The sequence below is a fragment of the Azospirillum mesophilum genome (assembly GCF_053470405.2).
This window is the reverse complement of record NZ_JBPXMQ020000004.1, coordinates 215,973-234,437: the sequence shown is the minus strand read 5'-3', so window position 1 is coordinate 234,437 and position 18,465 is coordinate 215,973. Positions and strand designations below refer to the sequence as shown.

Sequence of the window (18,465 nt, the reverse complement as noted above, 5' to 3'; positions counted from 1 at the left end):
TTCGCTTGCGCGAGAGGCCGGAGGGGAGAAGGGTTATCCGCAATGCCTCATCAATGACTTACCGCACCAGCGAAATCTGTGAATGCCGTAGCCCACAAGGGGAGAGGGGCCGGAGGCCGGGAACGGCGGCCGGTCTTACGCGACGCTGCCGTCGAGGACGGCGTCCGGGGTCTCGCCCTGCTGGAGGTAGGAGGCGCGCAACGGCTTCAGCACGAACAGCGCCAGGATGGCCGCCACGGCGTTGAAGGACGCGGCGATGTAGAACACCGCGTGCCAGCCGAAGTGGCTTGCGATGATGCTGCTGAGCGGGACGAGCAGCGCCGCCGTCCCCTTGGCGGTGTAGAGCATGCCGGCGTTGGTCGCCGCGAACTTCGACCCGAAGGTGTCGCCGGCCGTGGCCGGGAACAGGCTGTAGATCTCGCCGAACACGCAGAAAAACAGCGCTGTGAAAAGAACGAACAGCAACGGGTTGCGGCCGAGCTGCGTCACCAGCACGATGGCGATGGCCGCCGTGCCGAAGGCGATGAACATGGTGTTCTCGCGGCCGATGTTGTCCGACACCCAGCCGAAGAGGGGCCGGCCCAGCCCGTCGAGCACGCGGTCTAGCGAAATGGCGAGCGTCAGCGCCGGAAGGACGAGGCCCAGCAGGTTCACCGGAACGTCGGCGACGTGGAAGTCGTGGGCGATGGGCGCGATCTGGGCCGACGCCATCAGGCCGCCGGACGCCACCATGACGAACATGATGTAGAGCAGCCAGAACACCGGGGTGCGGATCACCTTGCCCGGCCGGACGTCGACCTTGGTCTGGACCAGCCGGCTCGCCTTGGCGGCGGCCGGGGCCTTGGGCGCTTTCCGCAGGAACCAGGACAGCACGAAGATGACCAGACCCTGGGCGGTGCCGAAGAACAGGAAGGCCTGCTCGTAGCCGGCCGACTGGATCATGTTGGCGATGGGGATGATGGTCGCGGCGGCGCCGGCGCCGAAGCCGGCGGCGGTGATGCCGGCGGCAAGGCCGCGCTGCGTCGGGAACCACTTCAGCGCGTTGCCCACGCAGGTGCCGTAGACCGCGCCGGCCCCGACGCCGGCGACCACCGCGCCCAGATAGATCATGGGCAGCGAGTCCGCGACGGAGTCGATCACCCAGGCCAGCCCGACCAGGACGCTGCCGGCCATCACCACGACCTGCGGGCCGTAGCGGTCGACGAACCAGCCCTCGACCGGGACCAGCCAGGTTTCGGTGAACACGAAGATGGAAAAGGCGATCTGGATCGCCGCGCGGCCCCAGCCGTGTTTGGCGTCGATGGGGTCGACGAACAGGGTCCAGCCATATTGCAGGTTGGCGATCATCGCCATGCAGAGCAACCCGACGGATAGCTGGAACCACTTTGTGTTGACGAGGGAATTCGTGGTGCTGTTGCTGCTTTCGGACATTTCCTCGATCCCATTGCGGGCGGCGTTGCGAGTCCGGCCGCGGAACCGGCCGGGCGTCGAGCCGCACGTGTTCTGGGGAGCAGCGTCGCACCGCGTATTTGGTATTCCAAATACACTTTGCGCAGAGCTGCCCAAATTCCACGCTGCGGAAATCCAGCCGGGCCTGGCTTGCTTTTTTCCAAAACCATCCGGGCCAGCACGCCTGTGCCGCCGGTGCGCCACGAACGGCGCCACCGGCCGTGATTCAGGACAACAGACGCACGGGCTGAGCCGTTTGTTGCCAAAGCCAATGGCCTATGGCAGAACATTAGGAGAAGCATCGACAACAGAAATATCGGCGGAACGCATGCCATTCGCTTACATTTATACCGATTTATCGAAGACTCGAAAAGAGGTATGACGAACCGGATATTTCATTGGTTTTTGGCGAAGGGCGGTCCGTAGGGATGTCCGACATCGCATGCAATTCCCAAACGTCCCTGCGCGCGTTCCCGTGGAGGCGAAGTCTCTCCGCAGCATCGGCCCTGGCGATTGCGCTGGCGTCTTTCTGGCTGATCGCCGTGTATGGCTCGCTGGGCCGGCCGATCTGGATCGACGAGTTCCTGCATTTCGCGCTGGGCGCCAGCCGTTCCGTTCATGAGGCCTTGGCGGTCATCCACGAGACGACGAAGGCCGTCAACCACGGGCAGACCGGCGCCTACATGCTGCTGGACTACGCCCTGCTCCAGGCCTTCGGCGCCAGCGCCTTCGCGCTGAGGCTGCCGAGCCTGTTGAGCGGCGTTTTGCTGCTGGCGGCGGCCTTCCTGTTCTTCCGCGCCCGGAAGGTCGGGGTCATCGGCACCGTCGCCTTCCTCCTGGCGGTCGCGGGGCAGCCGGACCTCATGCATTACGTGGGCGAGGCGCGTCCCTACATGCCGCTGGCCGCCTCCGTGGTCGGGGTGCTGGCCTATTACGCGACGCCGCTCGACGAGCGCCGGCGCTGGCCCGTGGCCGCGCTCGGCTGGGTCTCGGTGATCCTCGGCGCGTCGATGCACCCGTATTTTCCGGTCTACTGGTTCGTGCTCTGCCTGTTCGGCTTCTGGATGGCCTGGCTGGAGGGGCGGCAGACGGTCACCCTGCGGAGCGCGATCACCTTCGCCAACCTTCCGCTGTCGATCACTGGCACGCTGCTGGTGTTCGGCATCGGTGCGGTGACGTGGCTCCAGGGCGGCCCCAGCTTCGCCTTCGACCCGTTTCAGTGGCTGACCAACGGGCTGTGGCACGGCTTCACGCGGGGCAGCCACTTTCAGTTCATCCCCGACGACGTCACCGCCGTGCTGGCCGTCGCCGCGGCCTGTCCGCTGCTCTACCCGGTGGCGCCGCGACGGGTGAAGCCCGTCCTGCGGGGGCTGGTCGCGGCGTCCGTGCTGATCCTGCTCGCGCTGGCCGTGTCGGTGCTGCTCGGCGCGGCGTCCTACGTCCGCCATTACTGGATCCTGCCGCGCCAGTGGATCGCCTCCATGGCGCTGGTGCCGTTGGGCGTGGTCTGGTTCGGCTGCGAAGTCTTCCGGCAGCTCGGGCGCGTGCACGGGATGGTCGCGGTCATCTTCGCCCTGGCCGCCGTCGATTATCTGGCGGGGACCACCCTGCCGGTCATGCAGCCCAGGGCGGTCGCGTTGCGGGCGTGGGCGTCGGCGCCCACCGCGCAAGCCCCGGCCGATGCGGCGCCCGTCGAGCCGGCGGTTCCAACCGAGAACGACGGCTGGGTCAGCCTCGCCAACCGCAACGTCGAGGCCGGCGGGCCGGTCTGGCCCGTCTTCCGCAGCTATTACGAAAGCTACCTCGACGCGGCCGAGCGCGCCGCCCGAACGAACTGATCCGGCCGGTCCGGCCGGCCGATGGGGAAAGACCGATGGGGGAAGGACGCATGATCGAGACTCCCGTGCCCCGCCTGCGTTCCGGGCGACGGATCGCCGTCGTGACCCCGGTCCTGAACGATTGGGACTGCCTGTACGCGTTCCTGCTGGCGGTCAACGCGCTGGCGCCGCGCCTCGGCCGGGTCAGCGTCTTCGCGGTGGACGACGGGTCGACGGAGCCGGTCGATGCCCGCCGGCTGGAGGCGGTCGCCGGGAACCTGGAGCGGCTGGCGGTCATCCAGCTGTCCTGCAACCTCGGCCACCAGCGGGCCATCGCCGTTGGGCTGACCCAGGTGGCGGCGCAGGGCGGCTTCGACATGGTGATCGTCGCCGATTCCGACGGCGAGGACCGGCCGGAGGATTTCCTCACCCTGATCACGGAGCATGAGCGCGCCCCCGCCTCGGTCGTGGTGGCGCAGCGCCGCAAGCGGTCCGAAGGCTACCTGTTCCGCCGCGGCTACGCCGTCTACAAGTCGCTGTTCCGGATGCTGACCGGCAAGGTCATCGATTTCGGCAACTTCTGCCTGATCCCGATGGAGCAGTTGGACCGCTTTCTCCACATGGCGGAGCTGTGGAACCATCTGGCGGCGACGGTCGTCCGCTCGCGCGTCGCCATCGTCCGGGTGCCCACGGAGCGCGGCGCCCGCTACGCCGGCCGGTCCTCGATGAACCTCGTCTCGCTGGTCACCCACGGGCTGAGCGCGATGTCGGTCTTCAGCGACTTCCTTTTCGTCCGGCTGCTGCTGGTCTGCGGCGTGGTCGCCGGAGCGTCCGGGTTGCTGGGCTTCGCCGCCTTCCTCGTCCGCATGACGACGGATCTGGCCGTGCCGGGCTGGGCGACGACGGCGGTCGGCGTGGCGACCATCATCCTGTTCCAGGCGATCACGCTGCTGAGCGTCGCGGCCTTCATGATGCTGGCCAACCGCTCCGCCGCTCCGATCCTGCCGGCGCGTCAGGCGCCGCACTATGTTCGCAAAACAATCATGGTCAGGGACAGATGCCGGACAGCGGCTTTGCCTACAGCGGCTCGGAACTAGAGGTCTTCGCGGCGGCCACCAACTGGCGGTCCTATTGGGGCGCGCAGGTCCGCCCCTTCCTCGGCCGCCGGGTGCTGGAGGTCGGGGCGGGGATCGGCTCGGTGACGCGCGCCCTTTATCATGACGGTGTCGAGCGCTGGGTCGCGCTGGAGCCGGACGCCGGCATGGCCGCCCGCCTCGCGGCCGTGGTGGCGGAGGGCGGGCTTCCGGCCGCCGTCGCCCCCCGCTGCGGAACCGTGGCGGCGCTGGCGCCGGACGAGCGCTTCGACACCGTCCTCTACATCGACGTGCTGGAGCACATCGCGGACGACGCCGGCGAGCTGCAACGGGTGGCCCGCCACGTCGAGCCCGGCGGGCACATCGTCGTCCTGTCGCCGGCCCACCAGTTCCTCTACACGCCCTTCGACGCCGCCATCGGCCACCACCGCCGCTACGACCGCGCGAGCCTGCGGCGGCTGAAGCCGGAGGGGTTCAGCCTCGCGTCGATGCGCTATCTGGATTCCGTGGGCATGCTGGCGTCGCTGGGCAACCGTCTCGTCCTGAAGGCGGCGCAGCCGAAGCCCGCCCAGATCGCCCTGTGGGACCGCTGGATGGTCCCGCTGTCCCGGCACCTCGACCCTCTGCTCCGCTTCCGCTGCGGCAAGTCGCTGATGGCCGTCTGGCGGAAGGACGGCGTCCGGTGACGGAGCTATGGGATGCACACAGTGCGGGATGCCCGAACGAGCAAAAAAGTCCTTCTCCCCTTGGGGGAGAAGGGCTGGGATGAGGGGTCGTTACGCCCGGCAGGGCGGAAAAAGCCGACGCTCTATCCGTTGTCGACGTTTCACCCTCACCCCAACCCCTCTCCCCTCAAGGGAGAGGGGCTTTTGCACGCCAGATCAGCCACTTACCGTTCTTGCGAGATCTGCGCATCATTTAGGATGACGGAGAACTGAATGGCGGCGGAGGCGATCAAGGCCCTGCTTTCCGGACGGCGGGCGCTGCGGTTCGCCCTGGTGGGGGTGGCCGCGACGGCGACCTATTACATAGTGACCGTCGGCCTGTCGGACGGCTGGACGGGGGTTCGGCTGCCGGCCTCCGTGGCGAACCTGATCGGCTTCGCGGTGTCGCTGGCCCTGTCCTACGTCGGGCACCATCGCTTCACCTTCGGCAAGACGAGCCGCCACGACCACTACCTGCCGCGCTTCGTCGCCGTGTCGCTGACCCTGGCCGCCCTGTCGACGGGGGCGGTCCATCTGATGACCGGGCTTTTCGGCGTGCCCGCGGCGGTGTCGGCCGGGATCGTGGCGCTGTGCTACCCGCCGGCAAGCTACGCCCTGAACACGCTCTGGGCATTCCATCGGTAGCGGACCTGCGCGTGAATTTTATTCAACCTGGAAGCCCGGGCTACCGCAGCCCGGAAGGCCAGCGTTGTTGAATACCGGAATAGGACGTACAAACCGGCGTCCGATTACGGCTTGAATGCTCCTTCCAGTCGCGAAAACGGTGTGGTAAAGCAACGCCATGATCTTGGCTGTCCCTAACTTTTTCTAAAAAGTTGAGAGAACTGCCATTTGTTCGTGGAAAGCGTGACCCCGATCTTGCCGGAAAAGCCCCATGCCGAGCGCGCCCCTTTCAGACTTGCACCCGCCCCCCTCGGGCGACCCATCCCCATCCTCCCGCTTTGAGACACCCTTGCCCGGTTCGGCACCGGCGGGCGTTTCGCCGCGGCCCGCGGGGGTCCGCATTGGATCGCCGCAGGATTTGGCCGCCGGCCTGATGATCGCGGCGATCGGCCTCGGCGCGCTGTGGCTCGGGCGCGATTGGCCGACCGGAACGCTGGCCGCCGTGCAGTCCGGCTTCTTCCCCCGGCTGCTGAGTGTTCTGCTGCTGGTGTTCGGCACCATCGTCGCCGTGCGCGGCATGCTGATCCCCGGTGAAGGGCTGTCCGCCTGGGCGTGGCGCCCGCTGCTCGGGGTCACGGTCGCGGTGCTGGCCTTCGCCGCGGCGCTGGAAAGCCTGGGGCTCGTCGCCGCGGTGCTGCTGCTGGTGGGTCTGGGCAATCTGGCCGGGCAGCCGTTGCGGCTGGTGCCGCTGGCGGCGCTCGGCGCCGGGCTCGCGCTCGGCTGCATCGCCCTGTTCGTCTGGGGCCTCGGTCTTCCGATCCAGGTGTGGCCATGATCGACCTGTTCAGCAACCTCTGGCTCGGCCTCGGCATTTCGCTGTCGCCGGGCAACCTCGCGCTTTGCTTCGGCGGGGCGCTGATCGGCACGCTGATCGGCGTGCTGCCGGGCATCGGCCCGACCGCCACGGTCGCCATGCTGCTGCCGCTGACCTTCTATCTGCCGCCGGTCGGCGCGCTGATCATGCTGGCCGGCATCTTCTACGGCTCGCAGTACGGCGGCTCGGCCACGGCCATCCTGGTCAACCTTCCGGGCGAATCCTCGTCGGTCGTCACCTGCCTGGACGGCTACGCCATGGCGCGGCAGGGCAAGGCCGGCGTGGCGCTGGCCACGGCGGCGCTCGCCTCGCTGTTCGCCGGGATCGTCACCACGGCGGTGATCGCGCTGGCCGGCCCGCCGCTGGCCGGCGTGGCGCTTGCCTTCGGCCCGGCGGAGTATGTGTCGCTGATGCTGCTGGGCCTGATCGGCGCGGTGACGCTGGCGCACGGCTCGGTCATCAAGGCCATCGCGATGATCGTGCTGGGCCTGCTGCTGAGCATGGTTGGCACGGACGTCAATTCCGGCGAGACGCGCTTCACCTTCGGCTTTCCGCAGTTGTACGACGGAATCGACTTCGTGCCGCTGGCCATGGGGCTGTTCGGCCTGACGGAGATCATCACCAGCCTGGAACAGACCGGCGGCGAGGGGCGCAAGACCGCCCCCATCTCCAGCCTGTGGCCGAGCCGCAAGGACTTCAACGAGGCTTGGCCGGCGGCGGTGCGCGGCACGGTGCTGGGCTCCATGCTGGGCATCCTGCCCGGCGGCGGCGCGACGCTCGCCTCCTTCGCGGCCTATTCTCTGGAGAAGAAGATCGCCCGCCGGCCGGAGCGCTTCGGCAAGGGCGCCATCGAGGGCGTGGCCTCGCCCGAGGCGGCCAACAACGCCGCGGCGCAGGCCTGCTTCATCCCGATGCTCAGCCTCGGCATTCCGCCCAACGCCATCATGGCGCTGATGATCGGCGCCATGACCATCCACGGCATCACGCCGGGGCCGCAGATCATGACCAAGCAGCCGGAGCTGTTCTGGGGCATGATCGCCAGCATGCTGGTCGGCAACGTGATCCTGGTGATCCTGAACCTGCCGATGGTCGGCCTGTGGGTGCGGCTGCTGAAGGTGCCCTACGGTTATCTGTTCCCGGCCATCCTGGTCTTCTGCTGCATCGGCACCTACACGCTGAACAACAGCACCTTCAACGTGGTGCTGATGGCCGGCTTCGGCGTGCTCGGCTACATCCTGCGCAAGCTGGACTGCGAACCGGCGCCGCTGATGCTGGGCTTCGTGCTTGGCCCGATGCTGGAGGAAAACCTGGGGCGCGCGCTGCTGCTGTCGGGCGGCGATCTGACCGTCTTCGCCACGCGTCCCATCAGCGGCAGCCTGCTGGCGGTCTGCGCCCTGCTGCTTGCGCTGATCGTGCTGCCCTCGATCCGCCAGAAGCGGGACGAGGCCTTCCAGGAAGAGTAAGCCCTCACCCGCTCCCCGTCCGTCCTGAACCCCCCGCCGCCCCCGCGGCGGGGGCTCCGTCGTGAAAGGCTGCCTATCCATGACCGTCAACAACGATTTCGCCCGCCCCGCCCCGGAGCTGATCGAGGCCTTCCGGACCCAGTCCCCCGCGACCCTGCACGAGGCGATGGGCAAGAAGGGCGCCATGTGCCACCCGATCAAGCCGCTGTATCCGGGCATGCGGGTGTGCGGGCCGGCGCTGACCGTGTTCTGCCCCAACCCGATGGACAACCTGATGGTCCATGTCGGCCTGGCGCTGGCGAAGCCGGGCGACGTGCTGGTGGTGGACTTCAAGAGCATGGAGGAGGCCGGCCCCTGGGGCGACGTGCTGACCGCGTCGGCCATCGCGCGCGGCGTGGCCGGGCTGGTGATCGACGGCTGCGTGCGCGATGCCGCCGCGATCCGCGACATGGGCTTCCCGGTCTTCTGCCGCGGCACCAACATGAAGGGCACCTACAAGACCCAGGCCATCGGCGACATCAACACCACGATCACCTGCGGCGGCGTGATGGTGTCGGCGGGCGACATCGTGGTGGGCGACGACGACGGCGTGGTGGTGGTGCCGCAGGCCGAAGCCGCCGCGACCCTGTCCAAGGCGAACCAGCGCGAAGAGGCGGAGGCGGAGTTCCGCCGCCAGCTGGAGGCCGGAAAGACCACGATCGAGGTGCTCCAGCTGGAACACTATCTGGACGCGGCCCGCATCAAGCTCTGATGCGGCCGGCGCCCGCGTGGCGGGGCAAGGCCGCCGCGCGGGGCCGCGCCCCGTTTCCATTTACGCGTGTATGCGCGCCGTTGCCCGAAGAAGCTCAATTATAATTCGCATGTATGTCATGTCCGCATGCGAATAGTGGATATAAACATAAGATAATCACGCACCGGTAGTCAGTCCTGATCGGTCATGCTACTGTGCCGCCCGAAACGGGTGGAAGCGTGTTGTCCTCGGGACCATGCCTCCCCGCGCAAGGACTGTGGGGACGATGCCGACGATCCTGATGTATTGCCAAGTCAGCTACGGTGCCGGGCATTGGGTCCGCACCGCGGCGCTGGCTTCGGAACTGCTCCGGCGGTTCCGCGTCGTGCTCGCGGTGCGCGGCACGCCGGGCACGGATGCCGTGCCGGCTCCGGGGGTCGAGATCCGGCAACTGAACGACGACGTCACCCTGGCCGGGCTGGTGGAGCGTGAACGGCCCGCCGCCATCGTCGTCGAATATTTCCCCTTCGGCCGGCAGGAGGCGGCGGACGAGCTGCTGCCCGTCCTCGACCGCGCGCGGCGCACTCCCCAACCCCCCGTCGTGCTGTGCAGCCTGCGCGATGTGCAGCAATGCCGCCGGCGCCAGCAGCAGGCCTTCGACGCGCGGGTGTGCGAGATCGTCAACGGCGTCTTCGACGCGGTCCTCATCCATTCCGACCCCACGCTCTTCGCGCTGGAGATGACCTTCGCCCGGGCGGGCGACCTGCGCGTGCCGGTGCTGCACACCGGCTATGTGGTGCCGGACAGCCCGGTTCGCCCGTGGCCCGGCCCGCCGGAGGAGCCGCGCGTGCTGGTTTCCGTCGGCGGCGGGCGTGGCGGTGAGGATCTGCTGCGCGCCGCCCTCCAGGCGCAGCGGTCGGGCCTTGCCGAGGACTTCGCCATGCGGGTGCTGGCCGGCGCCTACCTGCGCGAGGAGGACTGGACCGCCTTGCAGGAGATGGCGCGCGGCGTGCCCCGGCTCGAGCTGGTCCGCTGGTCCACCGACCTGCCGGCGGAGATGGCCGCGGCCAGCGTGTCGGTCTCCCGCTGCGGCTACAACACCGCACTCGACCTGCTGCGCACCCGCCCGCCGGCGCTGGTGGTCCCCTACGCCACGCCGACCCAGGACGAGCAGACCCGGCGCGCCATGAAGTTGGCCCGGCTGGGCGCCGTCCGCTGGCTGAGCCCCGACCGCGCGAGCCCCGAACGGCTGGCCGAGGAAATCCGCCGCACCGCCGACTTCCGCCCGGCACCGCTGGACATCGACCTGGACGGCGCACGCCGCTCGGCGGCGCTGGTCGCTGACCTCATCAAACAGGCGCCCGCGTGCTGATCGTCAACGTCCACAACGTGGTGGCGGGGGACGCGGACGCCTTCGACGAGGCGATGGGCACGCGCCTGCACGTCCACCGCTTCGAAGCGGCGATCGACCGCCTGTCGGCGCGCTACCGCTGGGTGTCGCTGGCCGAGGCCCAAGCGGCGGCGGAGTCCGACGCCGTGGCGGCGCTGACCTTCGACGACGGCTACCGGGGCGTGCTGCGCCACGCCTTTCCCATCCTGCGCGCGCGGGGCATTCCCGCAGCGGTCTTCGTCATCACCCAGGCGTTGCAGCCCGACCGCCCGCTTTTCCATTTCGAGGAGCTGGAGCTGGCCTTCCGCCTGACCGGGGCGGAGTGCGTGGACTTCGCCCCCATCAAGGCGGGCCGCCACCCGCTGGACGGGGTCAAGGACCGCGTGCGCGCCTTTTCCACCGCCAAGGCGGCGCTGAAGCGGATGCCCGAGGCGCAGCGGAGTGAGACCCACGCCCGGCTTCTGGACCGGCTCGGCGTCACCCCGGCGCAATGCCGGGCGGCGGCGCAGAACGACGAGCGGTTCGAGACGCTGACCGCCGAGGATCTGGCCTTCCTCCACGGGCAGGGCTGGACCATCGGGTCGCACACGCGCACCCACCGCACCCTGTCCGGCCTCGACCCGGCGGAAGCGGCGGCGGAGATTTTCGGCTCGCGCGACGATCTGCGCGCGCGGCTGGGGCTGGAGGCGATGCCCTTCGCCTACCCCTACGGGCGCCCGCACCATGTCGGGCCGCTCGCCCCGGCCCTGGTCCGGGAGGCCGGCTACAACGGCGCCCTGACCATGTTCGGCGACCGCGACGGGCCGGGGGCGCCGCCCTTCGAACGGCGCCGGATCGATGTCCGGGATCTTTTGGGCCGGGATTTGGAAAAGGCCCCGTGACGCGGGGCGGCGGAATTCGTGACGAGGATTGGCAATGCAACGAATACTTCTGGTCTGCGTCGGTCATGACGAGGGTCTGTCCCCCTGGGCCTACCTGGATCTGCCGCGTTTCCTCCGCCAGAAAGCCTTCATGGCGCCGCTGCATCTGGCGACCATCGCGGCGCTGACGCCCGAGGACATCGAGGTCCGCATCTGGGACGAGCCGGTGCACGGCTTCATCGACGAGAACACCGACCTCGGCGGTTCCTACGACCTCGTCGGGCTGACCGGCTTTTCCAGCCACATGGAACGCGCGGTCCGCATCGCCCGCATCCTGCGCGGGCGCGGGCTGACGGTCGCGGCCGGCGGCCCCGGCGTCACCGCCGCGCCGGAGGCCTTCCGCGAGCATTTCGACCATCTCTTCATCGGCGAGGCCGAGCTGACCTGGCCGAAGTTCCTGGAGGACGTGAAGGCCGGCTGCGCGGTGCAGGAATACCGCTCCCCCACGCTGCCGGACCTGGCGCTGTCGCCGCCACCGCGCTGGGACAGCATCGCCGACGTGATGAAGGGCAACTACGTCACCGGAGGCATCCAGGTGACGCGCGGCTGCCCCTTCAACTGCGAATTCTGCGGCGTCTGGCAGACCTTCGGCCGCAAGATGCGCACCAAGCCCATCGAACAGGTGCTGGAGGAGCTGCGCACCATGCACCGCCTGGGTATGGAAAGCGTGCTGTTCTGCGCCGACAACTTCGTCGGCGACCGCGCCTACGCCAAGGAGCTGCTGCGCGCCGTCACCCCCGTGAACAACGGCTTCGAGCGCCCGATGACCTTCGCGGCGGAGCTGGACATCACCATCGCGCGCGATCCGGAGATGATGGAGCTGCTGGCCGACGCCAACTTCTCCGGTCTGCTGATCGGCATCGAGACGCCCAACAAGGAAAGCCTGATCGAAATCCGCAAGCGGCAGAACCTGCGCGGAAGCCTCGTGGACACCTGCCGGACCATCCAGTCCTACGGCGTGCCCATCGACGGCTCGATCATCGTCGGCTTCGACCACGACACGGTGGACACCTTCGACCTCCAGTTCGAATTCCTCCAGCAGTCCTGCATCCCGATCCCGCGCATGCACATGCTGAAGGCCATCGCCGGCACCGAGCTGCGGGAACGGCTGGTCCGCGACGGGCGCGTGCTGGACATCGCGAAGCTGACCGGCGACACGGGCCATTACCTGGACGCCAACGTCCACTGCAACATCCTGCCCGCCGGGATGAGCCGGGTGGAGCTGCTGTCCGGCTATCTCCGCCTCGTCGAGCGCATCTTCGACTGGACCAACTTCGAAGAGCGGATGTACGGCTTCATCGACAACGTCACCCGCCCGCCGCAGGTGCCGGAGCGCGTGTCCGCCGCCAGCGCCGCCGAAGGGCTGAAGTCCCTCTTCACGCGCTTCCCGGAGCACGTCCAGCCGCACATCGGCCGCATCCTCGCCCACGCGGAGAAGAACGCCCCCTACATGGTGACGGTGGTCGGCCGGCTGATCTTCCGCCACTTCTTCGAATCCGCGCGCGTTCCGGCGATGCGCGAGGCCATTCACCGCCAGATCGCGCTGGAGGAATCGCTGGGCGACGCCACCGTCCGCGCCACCACCGTCGCGGCGTGACCAGAATCCCCCTCTCCCGCCCAGGGCTATCGCATTTGGAGAAGACGTTCCTCTTCTATGATATTCGTCATCCCCGCGAAGGCGGGGATCCAGCCTTTTCAGCCGCTTATGTGCGAAGTTTTCTGGATCCCCGCCTTCGCGGGGATGACGGTGATCCTATGAATGGAAATCAGTCTCCATATGCGATTGCCCTCCCTCTCCCGCCGGAGGCGGGCGAGGGGGTTAAAGTCCGCCACACGCATAAGTGTCGGCTTTTCGCGATTGACAGAATACATACGCCAATTACACTACTAGTACGGGTCAATGTGCGTATGTATTCAGCTTACGTCATTGTTATCTTGAGAGATCAGCAACTATAGCGAGCCGGCGTCGCCGATGGAACGGTCGAACGAACATCCCCAGGCGACACCGGCCCAGGCGACACCGGCCCAGGCGACACCGGCTTTGCCGCGCGCGGAGCCGGCTCCCGGCGGGACATGGTGCGTGCTGCCCTGGCTGCACCTGTTCGTCAGCGAGATGGGGCACTTCCACCCCTGCTGCATGGCGCTGGGCGGTCCGGAAACCATCAACCGGGACGAGGACCAGACGCCTTATGTGGCCTCCGCCCCCGGCGCGATCGAGACGGCCTGGAACTCCGGCTTCATGAAGCGGCTGCGCACGGACATGCTGGAGGGCCGCCGCCCGGCCGCCTGCGCGCGCTGCTTCCGGGACGAGGATTTGGGCATGCACAGCCACCGGCTGATGTCCAACGCCATGTTCGGGGAGCACGTGGCCGGGGCGCTGGCCGCGACCGGGGCGGACGGGACCTCGCCGTCGTCGCTGATCCGCAGCGTCGATCTGCGGCTCGGCAACGTCTGCAACCTGCGCTGCCGCATGTGCTCCCCGCGCTCCAGCAAGGCGCTGATCCCGGAATTCGCGCGGCTGCACGGTCTGGTGGAGGACGACCCCCGGCTGGTGAAGCTGAAGCGCATCGACTGGTACGCGCGCCCCGAATTCCGCGAGGCGTTCGAGGCCTGCGCGCCCTCCGTCGAGCGGCTGCACTTCGCCGGCGGCGAACCGCTGATTGCGGAGGAGATGTTCGGCTTTCTGGAACATCTGGTCGAGACCGGCCTGGCACCGGGGATCACGCTCGGCTACGTCACCAACCTGACGGTGCTGCCGGAGCGGGTCTTCGCGCTCTGGCCCCATTTCAAGCGGCTCAGCATCACCGTCAGCCTGGACGGCGTCGGCACGACGAACAGCTACATCCGCCACCCCTCCAAATGGGACGTGCTGGACCGCAACCTGCGCCGGCTGGACGCCGAGGCGGACCGGCTGAAGTGCAGCGGCGGCCTGAGCCTGAACATCACGGTGCAGGCCTACAACGTGCAGCGGCTGGACGAGGCCATCGAGTACGCCGTCACCGCCCTGCCCCATTTCGAACGGCCGCGCCTGAACCTGCTGTCCTACCCGGAACAGTTCGACGTCCGCCTGCTGCCCGCCGACATGAAGCGCCGCGCGACCGAGCGGCTGCGCGCGGCCGTGGCGCGCTTTGACGGTTCCTCGGGGGGCCGCTGGCCGGCGCACTGGCGCCGCAAGGACGTGGACGAGCTGCTGTCCTCCATCGACGGCATCATCGACTACATGAACGGCGCCGACCGCAGCGACCTGCTGCCGGAATTCCGCCGCTGGACCAGTGAGATGGACCGTTCGCGGGGTCAGAGCGTGGTGGAAGCCCTGCCCGAACTCGCGCCTTTGTTCGACCCGACGCCGATCCTGGGGGCCGCATGACCGAAGCACCGACGACGACCGTTTCCTCCGCCGCGCCCGGGCCGGGTCGCCTCGACCTCGCGCGGCTGGTGGATTTGCCCTCCCACGGCGACGATCGGGGCGTCCTGACGGCGGTGGAAGGCGGGCGCGACATCCCCTTCGAGATCCGCCGCGTCTATTTCCTGCACCACATCACCGCCGACCGGGGCGGCCACGCCCACCGCGACACCCACCAGATCGTCACGGCGGTGGCCGGGCGTTTCGACCTGATCCTGTCGGACGGCACGAACGAACGCAGCTTCACGCTGGACAGCCCGACGCGCGGCCTGCTGTTCGGGCCGATGCTGTTCATCCGCATGAGCAACTTCACCGACGACGCGCGCGCCGTGGTGATGGCCAGCACCCATTACGACAAGCACCGCTCCATCCGCTCGTGGGAGGAGTATCTGGAGGCGATCCGGTCATGATGGGCGCCGCCCTCCTCGCCAAGCCCGCCGCCGGGACGGAGCCGGAAGACGCCTTCCTGCGCTCCGCGCTGGCCACCGACAGCCCGGTCTTCCCGCTGGAGGCCTTCCGCGAATGGCTGGCCGGCCAGCGCATGGCCAACCGCATGGAAACGCGCCGCATCGCGTTTGCGGAGCTGGACCAGTGGCACTGGACCGACGCGCCGCGCGCGCTGGCCCACCGGTCGGGCAAGTTCTTCACCGTGCAGGGCGTGCGTGTGGAGACGGATTTCGGCCCCGCGACCAGCTGGGACCAGCCGATCATCAACCAGCCGGAAATCGGCATCCTCGGCACCATCACCCGCGACTTCGGCGGCATCCGCCATTTCCTGATGCAGGCGAAGATCGAGCCCGGCAACATCAACGGCATCCAGATCTCCCCCGCCCATCAGGCGACGCGCAGCAACTACACCCGCGTGCACGGCGGCAAGCCGCCGCTGTACAACGAATATTTCACGGAGCGCGGGCACGCGCGCGTGCTGGTGGACCGGCTGCTGGGCGAGCAGGGCTCCCGCTTCCTGCGCAAGCGCAACCGCAACATGATCGTCCACGCGCATGAGGACGTGCCGCTGGCCGAGGGCTTCTGCTGGCTGACGCTGGGGCAGATCAAGCGGCTGCTGCGCGAGGACAACCTCGTCAACATGACCGCGCGTTCCGTGCTGAGCTGTGTGCCCTTCGCCGCCGCCGCCGGAACGCGCCAGCCGCAGCCGGAGGAGATCGAGGACTGGGGCCTGACCGGCTTCGGCCGCGACCTCGCCCTGTCGCTCTACGACCGCAAGGCGGCGCTGCACCCGGACAACGACGTGCTGAGCTGGCTGGTGGATCTGCGGGCGCGCTACCGCCTGTCGCTGGAGCGCCGGCCGCTCGACCAGCTTGAGAACTGGCGCATGACGGAGGACGAGATCAGCCACGCCTCCGGCCGTCACTTCTCGGTCGTCGCCGTGCAGGTGGAGGCGCAGGGGCGCGAGGTGGTGCGCTGGAGCCAGCCGCTGCTGCGCCATTCCGGGCGCGGGCTGAACGGCTTCCTGCTGCAGCGGATCAACGGCGTGCTGCATTTCCTGGTGCGCGCCTGCCTGTTCCCCGGCAACACGGAGCTGTTCGAGCTGAACTCCACCGTGTCGCGGGCCAACGCCGAATCCCATTTCGGCAAGCCCAGCGCGCCGCCCTTCCTGGATTTCTTCCACAACCCGCCGGCCGCGTGGGTGCGCTACAGCGCCGTCCATTCGGAGGAAGGCGGGCGGTTCGACCGGTTCCAGAGCCGCTACATGGTGCTGGAGGTCCCGCCGGACCGGACGCTCGACCTGCCGGAGAACTACCGCTGGATGACGCTGGGCCAGCTCAACGACTTCGTGCAGCACGGGCACGTCACCATCGAGGGGCGCAACCTGCTGGCCTGCCTGGATTTTTCATCTGACAGCGAACAGGACGGGGGACCGTCGTGAGGGTTCTCCTGCTCGGCTATTCCTCCATCGGCCGCCGCCGCGTGCTGCCGGCGCTGGCCGCCATCGGGGTGACGCGAGTCGATGTCGCCACCCGCTCCCAGGGGGGGAGCGTGGCGCTGCCGGATGGGCTGTCCGGCCGCGTGTTCGACGACTACGACGACGCCCTGCGCCGCAGCGAGGCGGAGGTCGTCTACATCTCCACCGTCAACAGCCAGCACGCCGCCCAGGCCGCGACCGCGCTGGAACACGGCCGCCATGTGGTGATCGACAAGCCGGCCACCACCCACCCCGCCGACCTGCACCGGCTGGTGGATCTGGCGCGCCGCAAGGGCCTGCTGCTGGCGGAAGCGACGGTCTACGCCCACCACCCGCAGATCGACGCGATCCGCGCCGCCTTCGCGGAGGCCGGCGACGCGCCGACGCGGCTGCTGGCCGCCTTCAGCTTTCCGCCTCTGCCCCCGGACAATTTCCGCCACCGGGCGGAGCTGGGCGGCGGCGTGCTGCTCGACCTCGGCCCCTACGCGGTCTCGGTCGGGCGGCTGTTCTTCGGCGACGCCCCGACGGAGCTGATCGCGCGCGGCGACGACCGGGCCTTCTCCCTGATGGCCGTCTATCCCGGCGGGCGGACGATGGTCGGGCAGTTCGGCATGGGAACCGGCTACGTGAACCGGCTGGAGCTTCTGGGCGCCGACGTGACGGTGTCGGCGGAGCGCGTCTTCACCGTGACGCCCGACATGGACTGCACCCTGCGCGTCACCCGCCGCAACCAGCCGCAGCCCCTGACGGTGCCGGCGGCCGACTGCTTCGCGGAGTTCCTGAAGGCGGTCCTGGCCGCCATCGACCGCGGCGACACCGACACCTTCCTCCCCCCCATGCTGGCCGACGCCGACGCCGTCCACCGCCTGCGCTCGGGCATCCGCCCGGCGGAGTGACAAAAAGCCCTCTCCCATCGGGGATGGGAGAGGGAGAAATGGCACCTCACGCGGCCAGCAGGCGCCCGTACAGGCCCAGCCACTCGTCCCGTTCCTTGTCTGGGCTGAGGCGGGCGGCCAGTTTGCGGGCGCCAGTCGAGAGATGCGCGGCGAGCGCGTCGTCGGATAGCACGCGGGCGATGGCCTGCGCCATGGCGGCTGGGTCGCCGTGCGGCACCAGAAGGGCGGTGTCGCCGTCGTCCAGCACCTCGCGCATGCCGCCGACCGCCGTCGCCACCAGCGGCAGGCCCAGGCAGGCCGCCTCCATCAGCGCGTTGGGCAGCCCCTCGAAGGCGGAGGACTGGACGTAGCAATGCATGCCGCGCAGATGGCCGAACACTTCCGTTTGGGGGAAATGGCCGGTCACCACCACCTCGGCCTCCAGGCCGAACTCGCGGACCAGGGTGTGGGTCCACTCCTCCTCGTCGCGGTCGTGGAAGTAGCCGGCCATGACCAGCCGGCACCGCAGTTCGGCCGGAACGGCGGCGTAGCCGCGCACCAGCAGCGGCAGGTCCTTGACGCGCCGAAGCTGCCCCACCGTGCCGACCACGCCCCGGTTGGCGTCGGTCAGGCGCCAGGGCTCGGCGGCCTCCGGCACCGGGGCGACGCCGTTGCGGATGACGGAGGAGCGGCCCTCCACCGGAACCTCCCGCGCTACGCGCTGGAGGTACAGCTCGTTGACGGAGGTGATCCAGGTGGCCTTGCGCAGGCCCGACAGGATGGTGGCGCGCGTGTAGGGGTGGTCGATCAGGGTCAGCGCGTCGTTGCCGCGCACGCTTGCGATCACCGGGCGGCGGCCGGCGACGGTCGTGCAGGGGTAGACCGCCGTCAGGAAGAAGCCGTGGAACAGGTCGAAGCCAACGCGCCCGTCCAGGTCGCGCACCAGCTGGCGGAAGGCGAAGGCCGCCTGCGGGTTGCTGAAGTCGTGATACAGGCGGTGGACGGTGACCCCGTCCTCGACGTCGGTGCGCACCTCGCCGGTGGCGCCGGCGGTGTCGCAGGGGGTCACCACATGCACCTGGCAGCCGGCCGCGACCAGCAGCCGCGCCAGCCGGCGCGCGGCGATGGCGACGCCGCCGACGTGGGGCGGGTATTCCTGCGTGGACAGGCAGATCTTGGCGTCGAGGCTCATTCGGCC

At 68.8% G+C, this 18,465-nt stretch carries 17 protein-coding genes; 15 read left to right on the top strand and 2 right to left on the bottom strand.

What is annotated here, in order from left to right:
• Positions 1-135: 135 nt before the first annotated feature.
• Positions 136-1,353 carry an oxalate/formate MFS antiporter gene (oxlT, locus tag ACSVC7_RS06955; protein WP_448203926.1) on the bottom strand — a complete coding sequence of 406 codons (1,218 nt, stop codon included), beginning with the start codon at positions 1,351-1,353 and terminating at the stop codon, positions 136-138.
• On the opposite strand from oxlT, the gene ACSVC7_RS06950 reads away from it, so the two are divergent.
• The 15 genes from ACSVC7_RS06950 (at position 1,352) to ACSVC7_RS06880 (ending at position 17,288) form a co-directional block, all read left to right on the top strand.
• Positions 1,352-1,831 carry a hypothetical protein gene (locus tag ACSVC7_RS06950; protein ID WP_448203925.1) on the top strand — a complete coding sequence of 160 codons (480 nt, stop codon included), beginning with the start codon at positions 1,352-1,354 and terminating at the stop codon, positions 1,829-1,831. The genes oxlT and ACSVC7_RS06950 overlap by 2 nt on opposite strands.
• Positions 1,832-1,877: 46 nt before the next feature.
• Complete coding sequence (locus tag ACSVC7_RS06945) at positions 1,878-3,287, top strand: hypothetical protein (protein ID WP_448203924.1); 1,410 nt, start codon at positions 1,878-1,880, stop codon at positions 3,285-3,287.
• A 50-nt stretch (positions 3,288-3,337) separates the two neighbouring features.
• Positions 3,338-4,363: a glycosyltransferase gene (locus ACSVC7_RS06940; protein WP_448203923.1), complete on the top strand. Its 1,026-nt coding sequence runs from the start codon at positions 3,338-3,340 to the stop codon at positions 4,361-4,363.
• Positions 4,324-5,046: a class I SAM-dependent methyltransferase gene (locus ACSVC7_RS06935; RefSeq protein ID WP_448203922.1), complete on the top strand. Its 723-nt coding sequence runs from the start codon at positions 4,324-4,326 to the stop codon at positions 5,044-5,046. The genes ACSVC7_RS06940 and ACSVC7_RS06935 overlap by 40 nt, the downstream gene beginning before the upstream one ends.
• Positions 5,047-5,298: 252 nt before the next feature.
• Complete coding sequence (locus tag ACSVC7_RS06930) at positions 5,299-5,709, top strand: GtrA family protein (RefSeq protein WP_448203921.1); 411 nt, start codon at positions 5,299-5,301, stop codon at positions 5,707-5,709.
• Between the two features lie 412 nt (positions 5,710-6,121).
• Positions 6,122-6,523 carry a tripartite tricarboxylate transporter TctB family protein gene (locus tag ACSVC7_RS06925; RefSeq protein WP_448203920.1) on the top strand — a complete coding sequence of 134 codons (402 nt, stop codon included), beginning with the start codon at positions 6,122-6,124 and terminating at the stop codon, positions 6,521-6,523.
• Positions 6,520-8,025 carry a tripartite tricarboxylate transporter permease gene (locus tag ACSVC7_RS06920; RefSeq protein ID WP_448203919.1) on the top strand — a complete coding sequence of 502 codons (1,506 nt, stop codon included), beginning with the start codon at positions 6,520-6,522 and terminating at the stop codon, positions 8,023-8,025. The genes ACSVC7_RS06925 and ACSVC7_RS06920 overlap by 4 nt, the downstream gene beginning before the upstream one ends.
• A gap of 79 nt (positions 8,026-8,104) precedes the next feature.
• A complete protein-coding gene (locus ACSVC7_RS06915; RefSeq protein ID WP_448203918.1) occupies positions 8,105-8,776 on the top strand; it encodes a 4-carboxy-4-hydroxy-2-oxoadipate aldolase/oxaloacetate decarboxylase in 672 nt (223 codons plus the stop codon).
• A gap of 265 nt (positions 8,777-9,041) precedes the next feature.
• On the top strand, positions 9,042-10,127 hold the full coding sequence (locus ACSVC7_RS06910) for a glycosyltransferase family protein (protein WP_448203917.1): 1,086 nt from the start codon (positions 9,042-9,044) through the stop codon (positions 10,125-10,127).
• Complete coding sequence (locus ACSVC7_RS06905) at positions 10,121-11,026, top strand: polysaccharide deacetylase family protein (protein ID WP_448203916.1); 906 nt, start codon at positions 10,121-10,123, stop codon at positions 11,024-11,026. Before ACSVC7_RS06910 ends, ACSVC7_RS06905 begins: the two co-directional genes overlap by 7 nt.
• A gap of 34 nt (positions 11,027-11,060) precedes the next feature.
• Positions 11,061-12,662: a B12-binding domain-containing radical SAM protein gene (locus tag ACSVC7_RS06900; RefSeq protein ID WP_448203915.1), complete on the top strand. Its 1,602-nt coding sequence runs from the start codon at positions 11,061-11,063 to the stop codon at positions 12,660-12,662.
• 375 nt (positions 12,663-13,037) lie between these two features.
• On the top strand, positions 13,038-14,432 hold the full coding sequence (locus tag ACSVC7_RS06895) for a twitch domain-containing radical SAM protein (RefSeq protein WP_448203914.1): 1,395 nt from the start codon (positions 13,038-13,040) through the stop codon (positions 14,430-14,432).
• Positions 14,429-14,878 (top strand): sugar 3,4-ketoisomerase, encoded by a 450-nt coding sequence (locus ACSVC7_RS06890; protein ID WP_448203913.1) that lies wholly within the window; start codon positions 14,429-14,431, stop codon positions 14,876-14,878. The genes ACSVC7_RS06895 and ACSVC7_RS06890 overlap by 4 nt, the downstream gene beginning before the upstream one ends.
• Positions 14,875-16,356 (top strand): NDP-hexose 2,3-dehydratase family protein, encoded by a 1,482-nt coding sequence (locus tag ACSVC7_RS06885; protein WP_448203912.1) that lies wholly within the window; start codon positions 14,875-14,877, stop codon positions 16,354-16,356. Before ACSVC7_RS06890 ends, ACSVC7_RS06885 begins: the two co-directional genes overlap by 4 nt.
• The gene (locus ACSVC7_RS06880; RefSeq protein ID WP_448203911.1) at positions 16,353-17,288 is read left to right on the top strand and encodes a Gfo/Idh/MocA family protein; all 936 of its coding nucleotides are present in this window, start codon (positions 16,353-16,355) and stop codon (positions 17,286-17,288) included. The genes ACSVC7_RS06885 and ACSVC7_RS06880 overlap by 4 nt, the downstream gene beginning before the upstream one ends.
• Positions 17,289-17,334: 46 nt before the next feature.
• On the opposite strand, the gene ACSVC7_RS06875 is transcribed toward ACSVC7_RS06880, so the two are convergent.
• A complete protein-coding gene (locus ACSVC7_RS06875; protein WP_448203910.1) occupies positions 17,335-18,459 on the bottom strand; it encodes a glycosyltransferase family 4 protein in 1,125 nt (374 codons plus the stop codon).
• Between the last annotated feature and the right edge of the window lie 6 nt (positions 18,460-18,465).

What these genes read in the sequence shown, in the direction of transcription:
- ACSVC7_RS06945 (WP_448203924.1), top strand. Translation starts at nt 1,878, where the DNA reads ATGTCCGACATCGCATGCAATTCCCAAACGTCCCTGCGCGCGTTCCCG.
- ACSVC7_RS06930 (WP_448203921.1), top strand. Translation starts at nt 5,299, where the DNA reads ATGGCGGCGGAGGCGATCAAGGCCCTGCTTTCCGGACGGCGGGCGCTG.
- ACSVC7_RS06925 (WP_448203920.1), top strand. Translation starts at nt 6,122, where the DNA reads ATGATCGCGGCGATCGGCCTCGGCGCGCTGTGGCTCGGGCGCGATTGG.
- ACSVC7_RS06935 (WP_448203922.1), top strand. Translation starts at nt 4,324, where the DNA reads ATGCCGGACAGCGGCTTTGCCTACAGCGGCTCGGAACTAGAGGTCTTC.
- ACSVC7_RS06895 (WP_448203914.1), top strand. Translation starts at nt 13,038, where the DNA reads ATGGAACGGTCGAACGAACATCCCCAGGCGACACCGGCCCAGGCGACA.
- ACSVC7_RS06915 (WP_448203918.1), top strand. Translation starts at nt 8,105, where the DNA reads ATGACCGTCAACAACGATTTCGCCCGCCCCGCCCCGGAGCTGATCGAG.
- oxlT (WP_448203926.1), bottom strand. Translation starts at nt 1,353, where the DNA reads ATGGCGATGATCGCCAACCTGCAATATGGCTGGACCCTGTTCGTCGAC.
- ACSVC7_RS06920 (WP_448203919.1), top strand. Translation starts at nt 6,520, where the DNA reads ATGATCGACCTGTTCAGCAACCTCTGGCTCGGCCTCGGCATTTCGCTG.
- ACSVC7_RS06885 (WP_448203912.1), top strand. Translation starts at nt 14,875, where the DNA reads ATGATGGGCGCCGCCCTCCTCGCCAAGCCCGCCGCCGGGACGGAGCCG.
- ACSVC7_RS06875 (WP_448203910.1), bottom strand. Translation starts at nt 18,459, where the DNA reads ATGAGCCTCGACGCCAAGATCTGCCTGTCCACGCAGGAATACCCGCCC.
- ACSVC7_RS06940 (WP_448203923.1), top strand. Translation starts at nt 3,338, where the DNA reads ATGATCGAGACTCCCGTGCCCCGCCTGCGTTCCGGGCGACGGATCGCC.
- ACSVC7_RS06950 (WP_448203925.1), top strand. Translation starts at nt 1,352, where the DNA reads ATGCAGAGCAACCCGACGGATAGCTGGAACCACTTTGTGTTGACGAGG.
- ACSVC7_RS06910 (WP_448203917.1), top strand. Translation starts at nt 9,042, where the DNA reads ATGCCGACGATCCTGATGTATTGCCAAGTCAGCTACGGTGCCGGGCAT.
- ACSVC7_RS06890 (WP_448203913.1), top strand. Translation starts at nt 14,429, where the DNA reads ATGACCGAAGCACCGACGACGACCGTTTCCTCCGCCGCGCCCGGGCCG.
- ACSVC7_RS06900 (WP_448203915.1), top strand. Translation starts at nt 11,061, where the DNA reads ATGCAACGAATACTTCTGGTCTGCGTCGGTCATGACGAGGGTCTGTCC.